Annotated in this window: 10 protein-coding genes and 2 pseudogenes; 3 read left to right on the forward strand and 9 right to left on the reverse strand. The window is 71.6% G+C overall.

Translation table 11 applies throughout. The features are described 5' to 3' along the window. Window positions 1-217: 217 nt before the first annotated feature. A pseudogene (locus IF19_RS1000000136365) lies at window positions 218-1,294 on the forward strand (MerR family transcriptional regulator); the annotation flags it as partial. A 46-nt stretch (window positions 1,295-1,340) separates the two neighbouring features. Here the strand turns inward: IF19_RS1000000136365 and IF19_RS0121960 are convergent. Continuing rightward, window positions 1,341-2,153, reverse strand: a complete 813-nt coding sequence (locus tag IF19_RS0121960) for a helix-turn-helix domain-containing protein (RefSeq protein ID WP_050499001.1) — start codon at window positions 2,151-2,153, stop codon at window positions 1,341-1,343. Between the two features lie 278 nt (window positions 2,154-2,431). Between IF19_RS0121960 and IF19_RS0121965 the strand changes: the two genes are divergently transcribed. Next, window positions 2,432-2,965, forward strand: coding sequence for an EF-hand domain-containing protein (locus IF19_RS0121965; RefSeq protein ID WP_030116730.1), 534 nt, complete (start codon window positions 2,432-2,434; stop codon window positions 2,963-2,965). Between the two features lie 199 nt (window positions 2,966-3,164). Here the strand turns inward: IF19_RS0121965 and IF19_RS0121970 are convergent, their stop codons facing one another. Together IF19_RS0121970 and IF19_RS0121975 are read right to left on the reverse strand one after the other, a co-directional pair. Beyond that, window positions 3,165-4,418: an MFS transporter gene (locus tag IF19_RS0121970; RefSeq protein WP_078580786.1), complete on the reverse strand. Its 1,254-nt coding sequence runs from the start codon at window positions 4,416-4,418 to the stop codon at window positions 3,165-3,167. Between the two features lie 173 nt (window positions 4,419-4,591). Next, window positions 4,592-5,008: an acyl-CoA thioesterase gene (locus tag IF19_RS0121975; RefSeq protein ID WP_030116728.1), complete on the reverse strand. Its 417-nt coding sequence runs from the start codon at window positions 5,006-5,008 to the stop codon at window positions 4,592-4,594. A 193-nt stretch (window positions 5,009-5,201) separates the two neighbouring features. Here IF19_RS0121975 and IF19_RS0121980 point away from each other — a divergent pair, with 193 nt between their 5' ends. Next, window positions 5,202-8,231: a carbohydrate binding domain-containing protein gene (locus IF19_RS0121980; protein ID WP_030116727.1), complete on the forward strand. Its 3,030-nt coding sequence runs from the start codon at window positions 5,202-5,204 to the stop codon at window positions 8,229-8,231. Between the two features lie 133 nt (window positions 8,232-8,364). Here IF19_RS0121980 and IF19_RS1000000138390 read toward each other — a convergent pair. The 6 genes and pseudogenes from IF19_RS1000000138390 to IF19_RS0122005 all read right to left on the reverse strand — a co-directional run. Continuing rightward, window positions 8,365-8,535: pseudogene (locus IF19_RS1000000138390) on the reverse strand (galactose-1-epimerase); the annotation flags it as partial. A gap of 43 nt (window positions 8,536-8,578) precedes the next feature. Next, a complete protein-coding gene (locus tag IF19_RS0121985; RefSeq protein ID WP_030116726.1) occupies window positions 8,579-9,628 on the reverse strand; it encodes a LacI family DNA-binding transcriptional regulator in 1,050 nt (349 codons plus the stop codon). A 55-nt stretch (window positions 9,629-9,683) separates the two neighbouring features. Next, window positions 9,684-10,733, reverse strand: a complete 1,050-nt coding sequence (locus tag IF19_RS0121990) for an ABC transporter permease (RefSeq protein WP_030116725.1) — start codon at window positions 10,731-10,733, stop codon at window positions 9,684-9,686. Next, the gene (locus IF19_RS0121995) at window positions 10,730-11,704 is read right to left on the reverse strand and encodes an ABC transporter permease (RefSeq protein ID WP_030116724.1); all 975 of its coding nucleotides are present in this window, start codon (window positions 11,702-11,704) and stop codon (window positions 10,730-10,732) included. The genes IF19_RS0121990 and IF19_RS0121995 overlap by 4 nt, the downstream gene beginning before the upstream one ends. Further along, entirely contained in the window at window positions 11,701-13,425 is a 1,725-nt protein-coding gene (locus tag IF19_RS0122000) for a sugar ABC transporter ATP-binding protein (RefSeq protein ID WP_030116723.1), read from the reverse strand. Before IF19_RS0122000 ends, IF19_RS0121995 begins: the two co-directional genes overlap by 4 nt. A 208-nt stretch (window positions 13,426-13,633) precedes the next feature. Next, window positions 13,634-14,713, reverse strand: coding sequence for an ABC transporter substrate-binding protein (locus tag IF19_RS0122005; RefSeq protein WP_030116722.1), 1,080 nt, complete (start codon window positions 14,711-14,713; stop codon window positions 13,634-13,636). Window positions 14,714-14,934 lie beyond the last annotated feature (221 nt).

Here is a 14,934-nt window from a genome sequence, read left to right on the forward strand (position 1 = left end):
CCGCCGTCGTGGAGGGGTGCACCGCGAAGGCAGAGCGGCTTAGGTAAGGCTTGCCTTCGTACTTTATGAGAGTAGGTCCGGCTGTCGCAATCAACCGTTTGAGACACATGCTGTAGCGATAAGGACATGCGTCGTCGGTGGTGCGGCGGTACATGAGGCTCTTGACCCTCACGTGGCGTCAGACCGCACAGTCGGTGCCGTGGAAGAGCACTGGACCGTGGGACGCGTGGCCGAGCTGGCCGGCGTGAGCGTCCGCACGCTGCATCACTACGACGCGATCGGGCTGGTCCGGCCGTCCGGGCGGACCGCGGCCGGGTACCGGGCCTATGCGGCTGGCGACATGGAACGGCTGCGTGAGGTGCTGGCCTATCGGCGGCTGGGCTTCGGACTGCGGGAGATCGCTGAGCTGGTCGACGACCCGTCGGCCGACGCGGTCGCGCACCTGCACCGGCTGCGCGGCCTGCTGCTGGAGCGGCGTGATCGCGCCGACGAGATGGTGACGGCCATCGACAGGGAACTCAGGACACGGGCGAAGGGACTTGAGGTGACACCGGAGGAGCAACTGAACCTGCTCGGTGCACGGCTGTACGACGCGATCGGAGACGCCTACACCGCGACCCGGCGCACCGATCCACGGATCGCCGCGCAGATCTGGGACGCGCTCGGGGACGCGCGGACGGTGCTGAACGTCGGGGCCGGAACCGGCTCCTACGAGCCCGCCGACCGACACGTGACGGCGGTGGAACCGTCGGCGGTCATGCGGGGGCAGCGGCCTCCCGGCTCGGCGCCGTGCGTCGACGCCCCCGCAGAGTGCCTGCCGTTCGCGGACCGTTCCTTCGATGTCGCGATGGCCGTCTCCACCGTTCACCACTGGGGGGACCCGATCGCGGGGCTGCGCGAAATGCGGCGTGTGGCCCGCCGCGTGGTGGTGCTCACCTTCGACACCGACGAGCCGGGGTGGCAGGACCGGTTCTGGCTCACCCGCGACTACCTGCCCGAGTTCACCGGTGTCCTCGCAAAATTCCCCTCGCTCGCCGGGATGGCCGACGCGATCGGCGCCCGCGCCGATCCGGTGCCCGTCCCGTGGGACTGCGCCGACGGCCTGTTCGAGGCGTACTGGCGTCGGCCGGGGGCGTATCTGGAGGAGCGTGTGCGCCGTGCGATGTCGGTGTGGACGAGGGTCGGGCCGGAAGCGGAGGGGCGTGCGGTACGCAGTCTCGGCGACGACCTCGCCTCCGGCCGGTGGGCCGAACGCAACGGCGATCTCGCCGGCCTCGACGCGGCGGATCTGGGGCCTGTCGGACCATTCCCGTCGTCGCCCGTAGGGCGGCCGCGCGGCGTCAGGTGCGTGCTCTCGGCGTGCCGGCTCCAGGCCCTCGTACTGGACGTACTTGGGCCTGGGGCGTCAGCCCGGTGGTCCGCCGGAAGGCCACGCCGAAGGCGCTCGCGGAGCGGTAGCCGACCTGTTCTGCGACCGACTCGACGTCCCAGCCCCGCGTGAGCAGGCCGATAGCGTGCTGCGCGCGGACCGTGGCGACCCAGCGTACGAAGCTCGTGCCCGTCTCGGCGCTGAAGGCGCGCGTGACCGTACGGGTGCTGACCCCCAGCTCGGATGCCCAGTCCGCCAGCGTCCGCCGGTCGCCCGGATCCTCGCGGACCGCGTCCGCGATGGGGCGCAGGAGGCCGGAGGTGGGGACCTGGACGAGCAGCTCGCGGGGCGACGGCGCGAGAACGTCGAGCACGAGCGCCTCGGTCGCGGCCCGGGAGGAGGCAGCGAGGCCGGGTTCGCCGAGCCGTTCCAGCAGGAGGCGCAGCAAGGGGGTGATCTCCACGGCGACCGGGGTGTCGGAGATCGACGATGTCGTGCGGAAGCCGAAGAAGCTCGCCCGGAACCAGGTCCCCGCCGCGGCCGACCCGGAGTGCAGGGTCCCGGCGGGCATCCACAGGCCGAGCGCGGGGGTGATGGTCCAGACGCGTTCGCCGACCACCGCCGAGGAGGCGCCCCGCTCGTTCCAGAGCAGTTCGTGGAAGGGGTGGGAGTGCGCGTCCCAGAGGGTGTCGTGGGTGACGACCTCGTCGTAGCCCTTGATGACGAAGGGAGTGTCGACCGCGCCGGGCGCGTGCGCGGGCAGCGACCGCGTCTCCCTGGTCATGGGAGGCGGCCCTGAACGGTACGGGTACGGCTCACGGCGGACGGGGGGCGCATCCGCACAGCGTAGGCCTTTCCGTTGGAATCGTGCCGACGGGGGGCGTGCGGGATCCGGTGCCCCCTTCGTCTGCCTCAACTCAAGGTTTATGCACGTCAGTTACGTCCTTCAGGTGAAAGACCCGGCGCTTTCGCCGCAGCGGCGCCTCCCCGGCGGACAGTGGGTGGGCCGCCCCGGTGGACCGCGGTCGGCGCGACGTGACGTACGGAGAAAGGTGACGGTTCATGGGCACTGAGGCCAGCAGGCGGGTCGCACTCGTCTTCTCCCTGTTCGACGCCAATGCCAACGGCGTCCTGGAACGGGACGACTTCGACCTCATGGCCGACCGCGTCGTCCGGGAGGCGCACGCGTCGGACCGGGCGGCGAAGGACGCGATGCGCGCGGCGTTCCGGAGGTACTGGACGACCCTGCTCACCGAGCTGGACGCCGACGGGGACGGGGAGATCAGCTTCGAGGAGTTCACGGCGTGCGTGCTCTCCCCCGAGCGGTTCGACGCCACCATCTCCGTGTTCGCCGAGGCGCTGGCCGCGCTGGGCGACCCGGACGGCGACGGGCTGATCGAGCGCCCGCTGTTCATGGCGCTGATGCGGGCGATCGGGTTCGAGCCGGAGAACATCGACGCGCTCTTCGACGCCTTCGAGCCGGCCGACGGGGACCGGATCCGGGTGGAGACGTGGGTCGAGGGGATCAAGGACTACTACGCCCCGGGCAAGGCCGGCATCCCCGGAGACCACCTGGTCGTCGGCACCGCGGTCTGACCGGCGCCGGGGGCGTGCAAGGCCCCCGACAGCGCCACGGGGCCGCCGCGCGACCGGCGACGGCCTCCGGGCGGACGTGCGCGACCCGGGCGGCGGCCTGCCGGTGGCCGCCCGGCCCTTCGGTGGCGGCTTCCGGTCTTCCCGGTGGCCGCCACCGGGTCGGCGCCGGTGGCGGATGCCCGGAGGCGTACGCCGTCCGTCACGGCTTCCCGGGGGGCCGGTTCCTTTCACCGGGGGCCTGCCGAGGGCCGTCCTCCGCGGCGTCGGCCGACGCCGTGTGACCGACCAGGAGAACGGCCGCGCCCGCCACGGCCAGCAGCACGGCCAGGGTGGCGAAGCCGGCGGCGAACGTGGCCACCTGCGCGGCGACGCCCAGCAGGAGGGAGCCCACGCCGGTGCCCGCGTCGTAGCCGATGTTCCACGCGACCGAGGTGGCGTGCCGGTTCTCCGCGCCCGCGTACGCGAACGCCTGGACGAGGGTGAGGCTCTGCAGCCCCCCGTACGCGACTCCGAGGAGGAGCAGCCCGCCCAGCAGGGCGCCGACCGGAGCCCCCTGCGAGCCGACGGCGAACGCGGTCAGCGCCAGCCCCGCGCCGGCGGTCAGGGCGAGCGCGCCGGTGAGGGGCCGGAGGGCGACCCGGTCCGCGAGTTCCCCGCACCCCCAGCGGGCCAGTGCGGCGGTGCCGGTGAGGGCGAGCAGCGCCGTGGCGGCGAGCGCGGGGGTGGCGGTGAACTGCGGGGCGAACGTAAGGACGGCTCCGCCCGCCGCGGTGACCAGGAGCAGTACGGCGAGGGGCCGCCGGATGCGCCGGAGCACCTCGGGCGCGCGGACGGCCCGCGGGCCGGGGCCGTCCGACGTCGCCTCGGCGTCGGTGCGAGTCTCGACCGCGCGTCCGAGGTGGCGCGCCCAGGGCAGGGCGAGGACGGGCAGCGCACCGCAGGCGATGACGGCGGGCAGGTCGAGGGCGTCGGTCAGCCACGGGGCCGCGGGGGTCAGGACGACCTGCGGCAGGGCGACAGCGAGACCGTAGAGGCCGATGACCGCCCCCTGGCGTCCGCGCGGGGCCAGGACGGCGGCGGCCGTCGCGCCGCAGACGGTGACGATGCCGAAGCCCGCGCCCCGCAGGGCGGTCGTCGCCAGGACGGGCACCAGATGGTCGCTGAGGGCTTGCAGGAGGGAGGGCAGTCCGAGCAGCAGTGCGCCGAGGACGAGGGTGCGGGTCCAACCGAGCCTGCGGAGCGCGACCCTGACGCACAACTGGGTCAGGACGGTGGCGGCCATCAGGACGGCGGTGACGAGACCGGCGCCGAACGCGTCCGCTCCCCCGTGGACGGCCCAGGCCGGGGAGACCGGAAGCAGGAGGGCGAAGCCGGAGAAGCAGAACAGCATCGTCGCCAGCAGGTGGGGGATGCCGGGGGCCCGGACGACGGATTCCTTCACGGGTGCGGACATGGGTGCGAGCTGGTCCTGTTCACGTACGGGGACGAGGGGCGGGGACGCGGTGGCGAGCCCCGCCCGGACAGGATAAGGACGGCTCGGCGGGGCGGGTGGGCGACCGCCCCGCACGGAGCAGGGGACCGGCGCCCGGCCCGCCGGTCGGACCGGGAGCCGGCCCCCAGCGGGCGTCAGCCCGTCAGCAGGTCCGGGTTGCCCGCCAGGGCGGCGAGGCGGCCCTGCGGGTTCGGCACGAGGCGGCGTTCGGTCAGGTCGAGGACGCCGGCGACTCCGGTGACCTCCGCGGCCACCGTGCCGTCCTCCTTGATGATCCGCTGCTCCATCGTGAACGTCTTGCCCGTGCCGTAGGCGAACCGGCAGGTGACCCGTACGCGCTCGCCGCCGCGCAGTTCGCGCCGGTACTTGACCGTCACCTCCAGCTGCACCGGGCCGATGCCGTCCGCCAGCAACTTGTCCTGCGGCAGCCCGGCGGCCCGCAGCAGCTCCCAGCGGGCGTGTTCGGCGTACTGGAGGTAGACGGCCTGGTTCAGGTGGCCCTGGGTGTCGAGTTCGTAGCCGCGCACGGTCACGTCAACGGAGAAGGTCATGACCGTGCGAACACCCGGGCTCCGCCGCCCATTCCGGGTGTGCCGGCCGGATCCCTTTACGCACCTGTCATGCACCGGTAACTTCCTCCCCGCAAGGAATTGCAGCAACATTCCGGCAAGGCTTGCCGCCGGATCGTGGTCACTCACCGAACCCCGAGGCGCGTCAGGGTTCTCCCCTCCCCTGGAGACACGTATGAGACGCACTCCTCACCGGCTGCTGTGCCGCCCGCTCTCGGCGGCCGTGGCAGCGGCCGGGCTGCTGGGACTCCTGACCGCCGTACCGCAAGCGCGTCCCGCCCCGGCGAGCGAACCCGTCGCCTCCTCGGCCGCCGCCGAGACCTCGGCGACCGTCTTCTACTCCACGAAGACCCGCGACTGGTCGGCGTACTACCTGCACTACTCCCCCGACGGGGGTTCCTGGACCACCGTCCCCGGCACCCGGATGGAGGCCGCCTGCACGGACTGGGTGAAGCTGACGGTCCCGCTCGGGGGTGCGGGCGGGCTGAAGGCGACCTTCACCGACGGCTCGGGCACCTGGGACAACAACGCCGGGAAGAACTACGGCCTCGGCACGGGCAGCATCACGGTCCAGGACGGTGTCGTGGCCCACAGCGACCCGTGCGCGGGGACGGACCCCGGGCAGCCGCAGGAGCCCGGCGGGCCGAACACCGCCTCCGTCTACTACGCGACGTCCACGGTCGGCTGGTCCACCGTCAACCTCCACTACCGCCCCCACGGCGGAGCGTGGACGACCGTCCCGGGGATCGGCATGGAGGCCGCCTGTACGGGCTGGGTGAGGCGCACGGTCGATCTCGGGACGGCCACCGGCCTCCAGGCCGCGTTCAACAACGGCAACGGCGTCTGGGACAACGACAACGGCGGCGACTACACCCTGACGGCCGGGCTCACCACGGTGCAGGACCGCACGGTGACCTCGGCGGCGAAGGACCCGTGCGCCGCCGAGGAACCGGACACCCGGGCGCCCTCCGCACCCACCGCGGTCAGGGCCACCGCCGACGGGATCTCGGCCGTCGTCACCTGGGAACCCGCCACGGACGACCGCGGTGTGACGAAGTACCAGGTGACCAGGGACGGCGGGACGAAGGGCACGGTGGTCACCGACACCACCTCGACCGTCCTCTCCGACACGGGGCTCGACGCGAAGACCGCCTACCGCTACACCGTCCGGGCCGTCGACGCCGCCGGGAACGTCTCGGCCGCGTCCGCCCCGGCCTCCGTCACCACCGGCGAGAAGCCCACCGTCCCGGCCACGGGCGCCCCTCTGGGCACCGACCCCCGCAAGGACCCGATCTACTTCGTGCTCACCGCCCGGTTCAACGACGGGGACTCCACGAACAACCGGGGCGGCAGCCAGCACGGGAAGTCCGGCAACGCCGCCAACGACGACCCCATGTTCCGCGGGGACTTCAAGGGCCTGGTGCAAAAGCTCGACTACATCAAGGGCCTCGGCTTCTCCGCGATCTGGATCACCCCGGTCGTGCTCAACCGCTCGGACTACGACTACCACGGCTACCACGGCTACGACTTCTACAAGGTCGATCCGAGACTGGAGTCCGCCGGGGCCTCCTACCAGGATCTCATCGACGCGGCCCACGCCAAGGGCATGAAGATCTACCAGGACGTCGTCCACAACCACTCCTCGCGGTGGGGGGTCAAGGGCCTGTTCACCCCGAAGACCTACGGCGTGCGCGACGCGCAGTGGAGCTGGTACTACGACGAGAGGAACGACGACTTCGCGTACGACGGTCTCACCGTCGAGCCGAAGTCGGGGAAGTCGTACTACAACGGCGACCTGTGGTCCACGGCCGAACCGACGGGCAACACCTGCGTGGGCTGGGGGACTCCCACCGGGCACACCTCGCCGGAGGGCTACCGGATCTACAACTGCCAGTGGCCGAGTCCCACTTCGGGCATGTTCCCGAAGGCGCTCTACCACAACTGCTGGATCGGCAACTGGGAGGGCGAGGACTCCCGCTCCTGCTGGCTGCACGACGACCTCGCCGACTTCAACACCGAGAACGCCCAGGTCCAGAACTATCTGATCGGCGCGTACGACAAGTACATCGACATGGGCGTCGACGGCTTCCGGCTCGACACGGCGGTGCACATCCCCCGCACCACCTGGAACCGCCGTTTCCTGCCCGCGATCCAGGAGCGCGTCACGCAGCGGTTCGGCGCCGAGGCGGCGAAGAACTTCTTCGTCTTCGGCGAGGTCGCGGCCTTCGTGAACGACAAGTGGAACCGCGGTTCGGTCAACCACTCCGCGCAGTTCTTCACCTGGAAGGAGCGGAAGGAGTACAGCGCGGACGACGGGAAGGCCGCCCTGGAGATGTACGACTACGAGCAGCGGCAGGGAACTTCGGCGCAGCCCGTCTCGGACAACGCCTTCCTCAAGGGCAACGCCTACCACGCGCCCGACCGGAGCCGGTTCTCCGGGATGAACATCATCGACATGCGGATGCACATGAACTTCGGTGACGCGGACGACGCGTTCCACAACGGCAAGGACTCCGACGACGCGACCAACGACGCCACGTACAACGTCGTCTACGTCGACAGCCACGACTACGGCCCCAACAAGAGCAGCGAGCGCTACGCCGGCGGCACCGACGCCTGGGCCGAGAACATGTCGCTGATGTGGACCTTCCGGGGCATCCCCACGCTCTACTACGGCTCCGAGATCGAATTCCAGAAGCGGAAGAAGATCGACTGCGGTCCGACCTGCCCGCTGGCCTCGACCGGGCGGGCCTACTTCGGGGACCATCTGGCCGGGGAGGTGACGGCTTCGGACTTCGGCAAGGTCGCCTCCGCCACCGGGAAGGTCGCCGACACCCTCTCCGCTCCCCTGGCCCGCCACCTCCAGCGCCTCAACGAGATCCGGCGTGCCGTGCCCGCGCTCCAGATGGGCCAGTACTCCACGGAGGGCATCAGCGGCTCCATGGCGTACAAGCGCCGCTACACCGACGCGGCGAACGGCACGGACAGCTTCGCCCTGGTGACGGTCTCCGGGAACGCCACGTTCACCGGCGTCCCGAACGGCACCTACAAGGACGCCGTCACCGGTGACACCAAGGTGGTGAGCGGCGGCTCGCTCACGGTCCCGGCCCCCGGGAAGGGCAACCTGCGCGTGTACGTTCTGGACCTCGGAGGGAAGAACGCGGCGCCGGGGAAGATCGGCGCGGCGGGGCCGTATCTGAAGTAGCGGGACCGGCCGGCCCGGCCGCCCGGACGCGCGCCTGCTCCGACAGATGCGGGAAGCGCCGTTCGGTGCGGCTGCGCAGGACCTCGCCGGGGCGCGGCACCGTGCCCGGGTGGCCGGGGCGGTCGGGTGGGTCCGGGAGGTGCCGGCCGGGGCGGCCGGCGGTGTCCGGCACGGTGAGGTTGTGCAGCTCACCGCCGTAGGTGAGGATCCCGGCCCGGACGCCGGTGCCGGTTTCGAGGGTCCAAAGGACGGTCGCGCTCTGCCCGTGGGCGCGGCCGAACGGTTTGCGGTGCACGGTGGGCATGAGGAGTTCCTCAGGGATGCGGAAGGGGCGTCGCGAGGGCGCGTCAGCGCGGTGGGCCGGCGGCCTCGGAGGGCGTGGCGGGGGCGCGGGGGGCGGTGGATTCGCGGACGACGAGGCGGTGGCCGGGGCGGGGCCGGCGGGGTTCGGCGACCGGGGTGCCCGCGAGGCGTTCGACGAGGCTGTCGACGGCGAGCCGGGCGATGGCCGACTTGTCCGGGGCGATGGTGGTGAGGGTGGTGGCCCCGTACCGGCTCTCCTCGATGTCGTCGAACCCGACGACGGCGATGTCGCCGGGGATGGTGAGGCCGCGTTCGGTGATGGTGCGCATGGCCCCGGTCGCGATCATGTCGTTGTACGCGAACACGGCGTCGGGCCGCTCGCCCCGGTCGAGGAGGGAGGCCATGGCGGCGGCGCCGTCCTCGCGGCCGTAGCCGTCGGTGACGACGACCAGGGACTCGTCGGGGGCGATGCCGGAGGCGGCCAGCTCCTCGCGCCAGCCGCGCAGCCGGAGGTGGGCGGGCTGGCGTTCCCGGCCGGTGCGGGAGCCGAGGAAGGCGATCCTGCGGTGGCCCAGTGCGATGAGGTGGGCGACGGCCTCGCGGGCGGCGGCCACGTTGTCGATGGCGATGTGGTCGTAGGGGGCCTCGTACTCGCGCTCGCCGAGCAGCACCAGGGGCGCGGTCTCGGTGCGGGCCATCAGGTCCTCGGTCTCCAGGTGGATGGGGCTGAGGATGAGGCCGTCGATGACGTGGGAGCGGAATCCCTGGCAGACCAGCAGCTCCTTCTCGCGCTGGCCGGCGGTGTGGTCGACCAGGACGGTGTAGTCGTGCCGGGCCGCCGCGTCGACGACCTCTCCGGCCAGCTCCGCGAAGTACGGGTTGCCGAACTCGGGGACGGCCAGCGCGATGATGCCGGTGCGGCCCTTGCGCAGGTGGCGGGCGGTGAGGTTCGGCCGGTAGCCCAGTTCGTCGATGGCCTGCTGGACCCTGGCCCGCATCTTCGGGGTGACGTGCTGGTAGTTGTTGACCACGTTCGACACGGTCTTGATGGACACGCCCGCCCGTTGAGCTACGTCCTTGAGGCTGACGCCCACGGCACTCCTTGTTGCTCGTCACTTGTTCGACTCGGCCCGGCCCGGCCCGTGCGGTTCAGGTAGTTCTCCGGCTGCGCGCGAGGTAACGCTGCGCCACGACGACAACGATAAGGAAGCCGCCGCTGACCACCGACTGGTACGAGGAGTTGAGGGAGCCGATCTGGTTGATGAGGTTCTGGATCACGGCGAGCAGGAGGACGCCCCAGAGGGTGCCGCTGATGGAGCCGGCCCCGCCGATGAGCAGCGTGCCGCCGATGACGACGGCGGAGATCGCGTCCAGTTCCATGCCGACGCCGACGATGGTGACACCGGAGGAGAGGCGGGCGGCGTTCAGCGCTCCGGCGAGTCCGGCGAGCAGTCCGCTGAGGGTATAGACGAGGATCTTCGTCCGGGCGACGGGCAGACCCATCAGGGTGGCCGCGTCGCTGCTGCCGCCGACGGCGAACAGCGTCTGGCCGAACGAGGTCCGCTGGAGGAGGAGGCCGCCCGCCCCGAAGAGGGCGAGCGCGATGAAGATCGGGTGGCCGAAGCCCCAGACGCTGCCCTGGCCCAGCTCGGCGAAGGCGGAGTCCTTGGGCACCAGGTAGGTGGTGGCCCCCTCGTCGGTGAAGGCGAGCAGCATGCCGCGCGCCGCGAGGAGGGCGGCGAGCGTGACGATGAAGGGGGCCATGCCGGCGCGGGCGATGAGCAGCCCGTTGACCAGGCCGATCGCCCCGCAGACCACCAGGGGCACCAGCAGGGCGGTGAGGAAGCCCCACTGCGAGGCCCAGGCGGCGAGGACGCCGCCGAGGGCGAAGACGGAGCCGACCGAGAGGTCGATGCCGCCGGTGATGATGACGAGCGTCATGCCGAGCGCGACGATCGCGAGGAACGACGCCTGGACGGTGACGCCCCGGGCGTTGTCCAGGCCGGCGAACGACGGGTAGACGAACGAGGCGATGAGGATCACGGTCAGCAGGACCGCGAGGACGCCCTGACGCTGGACCAGTTCCCCGACGCGGGAGCCGGTGGAGCGCTCGGGGCGGGGTTCGGGGCGCGAGGGGGCGCTCTTGAGCGGTGCGGGGGCCTTCGCCGCGGGCACGGTGGCCGGTGTGGTCTTGTTCATCGGGACCTACGCTCCCGGGCGACGTAGACGGCGGCGATGATGATGGCTGCCTGGGCGATCTGTGCGGTGGAGTCGGGCAGGTCGTGCTTGACGAGGGTGGCGCGCAGCAGCTGCATGAGCAGGGCGCCGGCGACGGTCCCGAGGACCCGGACGGAGCCGCCGTTCAGCGGGGTGCCGCCGACCACGACCGCCGTGATGGCGGAGAGTTCCATGAGGGTGCCGAGGGAGGACGGGTCGCTGGCGGTGAGCCGGGCGGTGGCGAGGATGCCGGCGAGGGCGGCCATCACTCCGCAGAGGACGTAGACGCCGATCAGGACGCGCTTGACCGGCAGCCCGGACAGGGCGGAGGCCGAGCGGTTGCCGCCGATGGCGACGATCTGCCGGCCGAAGGTGGTGCGCTGCACCAGGAACGCGACGGCGAGCGCGAGGACGCCCGCGATGAGCACGACCGTCGGGACGCCGAGGAAGGAGCCGGTGCCGAGCGCGAGGAGGTCCGGGTTGACGATCTGCTTGAGCTGACCGTCCGCCATCACGAGGGCGAGGCCGCGGCCTCCGACGAACAGGGCGAGGGTGGCGACGATGGGTTGCAGCCCGACGAGGGAGACGAGCGTCCCGTTGACCGCGCCGACCACCGCCCCGGCGAGCAGCGCGATCAGGAGCGCGGGGGCGAGGCCGTAGCCGAGGTAGAGCGGCAGCAGGGCGGCGGCGAGCGCCATGGTGGAGCCGACGGAGAGGTCGATGCCCTCGGTGCCGATGACCAGGGCCATGCCGAGCGCGACGATCACGATGGGCGCGACCTGGACGAGCTGGGTGCGCAGGTTGTCGGCCGTCATGAAGTGTTCGGTGAACAGCGCGTTGAACAGCAGGACGACGGCGACGGCCGCGTACACCCCGTACTCCTGGTACCAGGCGGGGTCGCGGAGCCGGGCCAGGGGTTTCGCGGGGCGGGGCAGGGTGGCCTCGGTGGTCATCGGGGGTCCTCCTGGCCGGCCGGGGCCCTTCCGCCGGGTCGGGGCGGTTGGTCATCGGGCGCGGCGTCGGGCGTACGGTCGGCGGGCGCGGAGCCGGGTGTGGGGTCGGCGGGCGCCGTGCCGGGTGCGCGGCCGGCGGGAACGGAGCCCGGCGAGTGGTCGGCGAGCACTTCGAGGAGGCGGCTCTCGTCGACCTCGTCGCCGGAGAGTTCACCGGCGACCGCGCCGCCGCGCAGGACGACGATGCGGTCGGCGCCCTCGATCAGCTCCTCGATGTCGGAGGAGATCAGCAGGACGGCCAGCCCCTCACGGGCGAGTTCGTCGATGAGGGACTGCACCTCGGCCTTGGCGCCGACGTCGATGCCGCGGGTGGGCTCGTCGAGCAGCAGCACCTTGGGCTCCAGGCAGAGCCAGCGGGCGAGGAGCACCTTCTGCTGGTTGCCGCCGGAGAGTTCGCCGACCTTCTGCTCGGGACCGGACGCCTTGATCCGCAGCCGCTTCATGAAGATCTCGACGATGCGGTCCTGCTGGGCGCGGGAGACGATGCCGGCCCTGGAGAGCCGGGGCATGGCGGCGAGCACGATGTTCTCGCGGACGGAGAGCCCGGGGACGATGCCCTCGGCCTTGCGGTCCTCGGGGAGCATGCTGATGCCCGCGCGGATGGCGGCGGCCGGGGTGGGACGGCCGACGCGCTTGCCGTCGACGGTGATCTCCCCGCCGTCCAGGGGCAGCGCGCCGGTGAGCGCCTTCGCGGTCTCGCTGCGCCCCGAGCCCAGCAGCCCGCCGAGTCCCAGCACCTCACCCGCGTACAACTCCAGCGAAATGCCATGCAGTTGGTGGCGCCGGTCGAGACCGGTCGCGGTGAGGACGGGGGTGCGGGCGGCGTCGTGGCCCTCGGTGGCGAAGCCGGTGAGGCCGTCGCGGCGGACCTCGGCCATGTCGCGGCCGAGCATCATCGACACCAGCCGCATGCGCTCCAGCGGGGCGAGTTCGCCGGTGTGGATGTGACGGCCGTCGCGCAGGACGGTGACCCGGTCGCAGACGCGGTAGAGCTCGTCCATGCGGTGGCTGACGTAGAGGACGGCGATGCCCTGGCCGCGCAGGTTCTCGATGACCCGGAACAGGGTCTCGACCTCGCGCGGCTCCAGCGACGAGGTGGGCTCGTCCATGATGACGACCCGCGCCTGTACGGAGACGGCGCGGGCGAGGGCGACCATCTGCTGGGTGCCGATGCCGAGGGTGTGCAGCGGCCGCTTGGGGTCGACGCGGACGCCGAAGCCGTCCAGGAGTTCGGTGGTCTCCCGGTTCATCCGGGAGAAGTCGATGAGCCCGAGACGGTTCTTCGGCTCCCGGCCCAGGAAGATGTTGCGCGCCACGCTCATCAGCGGGACGAGGTTCACCTCCTGGTAGATGGTGGAGATCCCGGCCTGCTGCGCCTCGAACGGGCGGGCGAAGCGGACGGGTTCGCCGCTGACGCACACCTCCCCCTCGTCGCTCCGGTAGACGCCGGTGAGCACCTTGATGAGGGTGGACTTGCCGGCGCCGTTCTCGCCGACGAGCGCGTGGACCTCGCCCGCGCGCAGCGCGAAGGAGACGTCGTCCAGGGCGACGACGCCCGGGAACCGCTTGCTCACGGAGCGGGCTTCGAGGACGGGGTCGGCGACGGCGGTCCCGGGCCCGGCGGTCTCCGGGGGCGGGGGTGTCGGGTGGGTTGGTGCCATGGCTGCTGGCCTTCCGGTGTTACGGGAACGGTGCCGGGCCGCCGCGTCCCCCGGGAGGAGCCCGGAGGGGTACGCGGCGGCCGGGATGCCGGTGGGAGCGCGGGCCGGGGCCCTTCGGAGGAAGCGCCGGGCGGGGGCTCCGGTGGGAGCGCGCGCCGGGGCTCCGGAGGGGGCTCCGGGTGGGATTTCGGCACGGGCGCCGGTCGGGTCAGTACGCTCCGCCGAGCGACTTCTCGGCGTTGGACTCGTCGTACGCGCGGTCGGCGATGATGACGTTCTCGGGGATCGCCTCACCGGCGTAGAACTTCTGCGCGGTGGCGAAGGCGAGCGGGCCGAAGCGGGGGTTGGACTCGATGACCGCGTTGTACTCGCCGTTGACGAGGGCCTGGACGGCGTTGCGCGTACCGTCGACGGAGACGATCTTGACGTCCTTGCCGGGCTTCTTCCCGGCGGCCTTCAGCGCGGTGACGGCTCCGAGCCCCATCTCGTCGTTCTCCGCGTAGACGGCGGTGATGTCGGGCTTGGACTGGATGAGCTGCTCCATGACCTGCTGGCCCTTGTCGCGGGCGAACTCGCCGGTCTGCTGGGCGACGATCTCCAGGCCGGGGGCCTTGGCCTCGATCTGGTCGACGAAGCCCTTGGTGCGGTCGGTGGTGACGTTGTTGCCGGACGCGCCGAGCAGGATGGCCACCTTGCCCTTGCCGCCGGTGGTCTTGATCATCGCGTCGGCGGCACGCTTGCCCTGTTCGACGAAGTCCGAGCCGAGGAAGGCAACATAGTCCTTGCAGGCGGTGGAGTTGACCTTGCGGTCGATGGTGAGGACGGGGACCTTCTTGGCGGCCGCCGCCTTCAACGCGGGCTCCAGACCGTCGGAGTTGAGCGGCGCGACGATGAGGAACTGGGCTCCCTGGGACAGCATGTCCTGGATGTCGCTGATCTGCTTGGACAGTTGGGACTGGGCGTTGGTGGTGAGGAGCTTCTTGACGCCGACCTTCTTCGCCTCGTCCCTGATGGACCGGGTCTCGGCGATCCGGAAGGGGTTGGCCTCCTTCTCCGACTGGGAGAAGCCGACCACGGCATCCTTGAGGTCCAGCTCGGGCGCCCCGTACGTCTCCAGCTTGCACCCCGAACCGGAGGAGGAGTCGGGGGTCTTGGCCTCCTGGGCCGCCTGACCGCTGTCTCCGCCCGCGTTGTCGGAGGTCTCCGACTTGGCGCAGCCGGCGGCGGCCAGCGCGGTGGCGAGGACGCAGGCCACGGCGAGGGTACGGGATCGACGCTGGATCATCATGCGCGGAACGCTCCTTGGCGGTTGACGGCACGTCGAACGGCGTGTGGTGGTGCATGCGGGACGAGGCATCGGCCCTGCGGCGGCCGATAACCCTGTATTCCTCACACCCCTGCCCCGTACTGCGGGAACAGCGGTCGTGAGAGCTCGCACAGCCTGTCGGCGACTCGGTTTACAACGTTATATAGGCGGTGCGGCACGGGCTGCAAGAGCGTTGCCGCCGC

Source organism: Streptomyces californicus (genome assembly GCF_000717645.1).
Taxonomy (GTDB): domain Bacteria; phylum Actinomycetota; class Actinomycetes; order Streptomycetales; family Streptomycetaceae; genus Streptomyces; species Streptomyces californicus.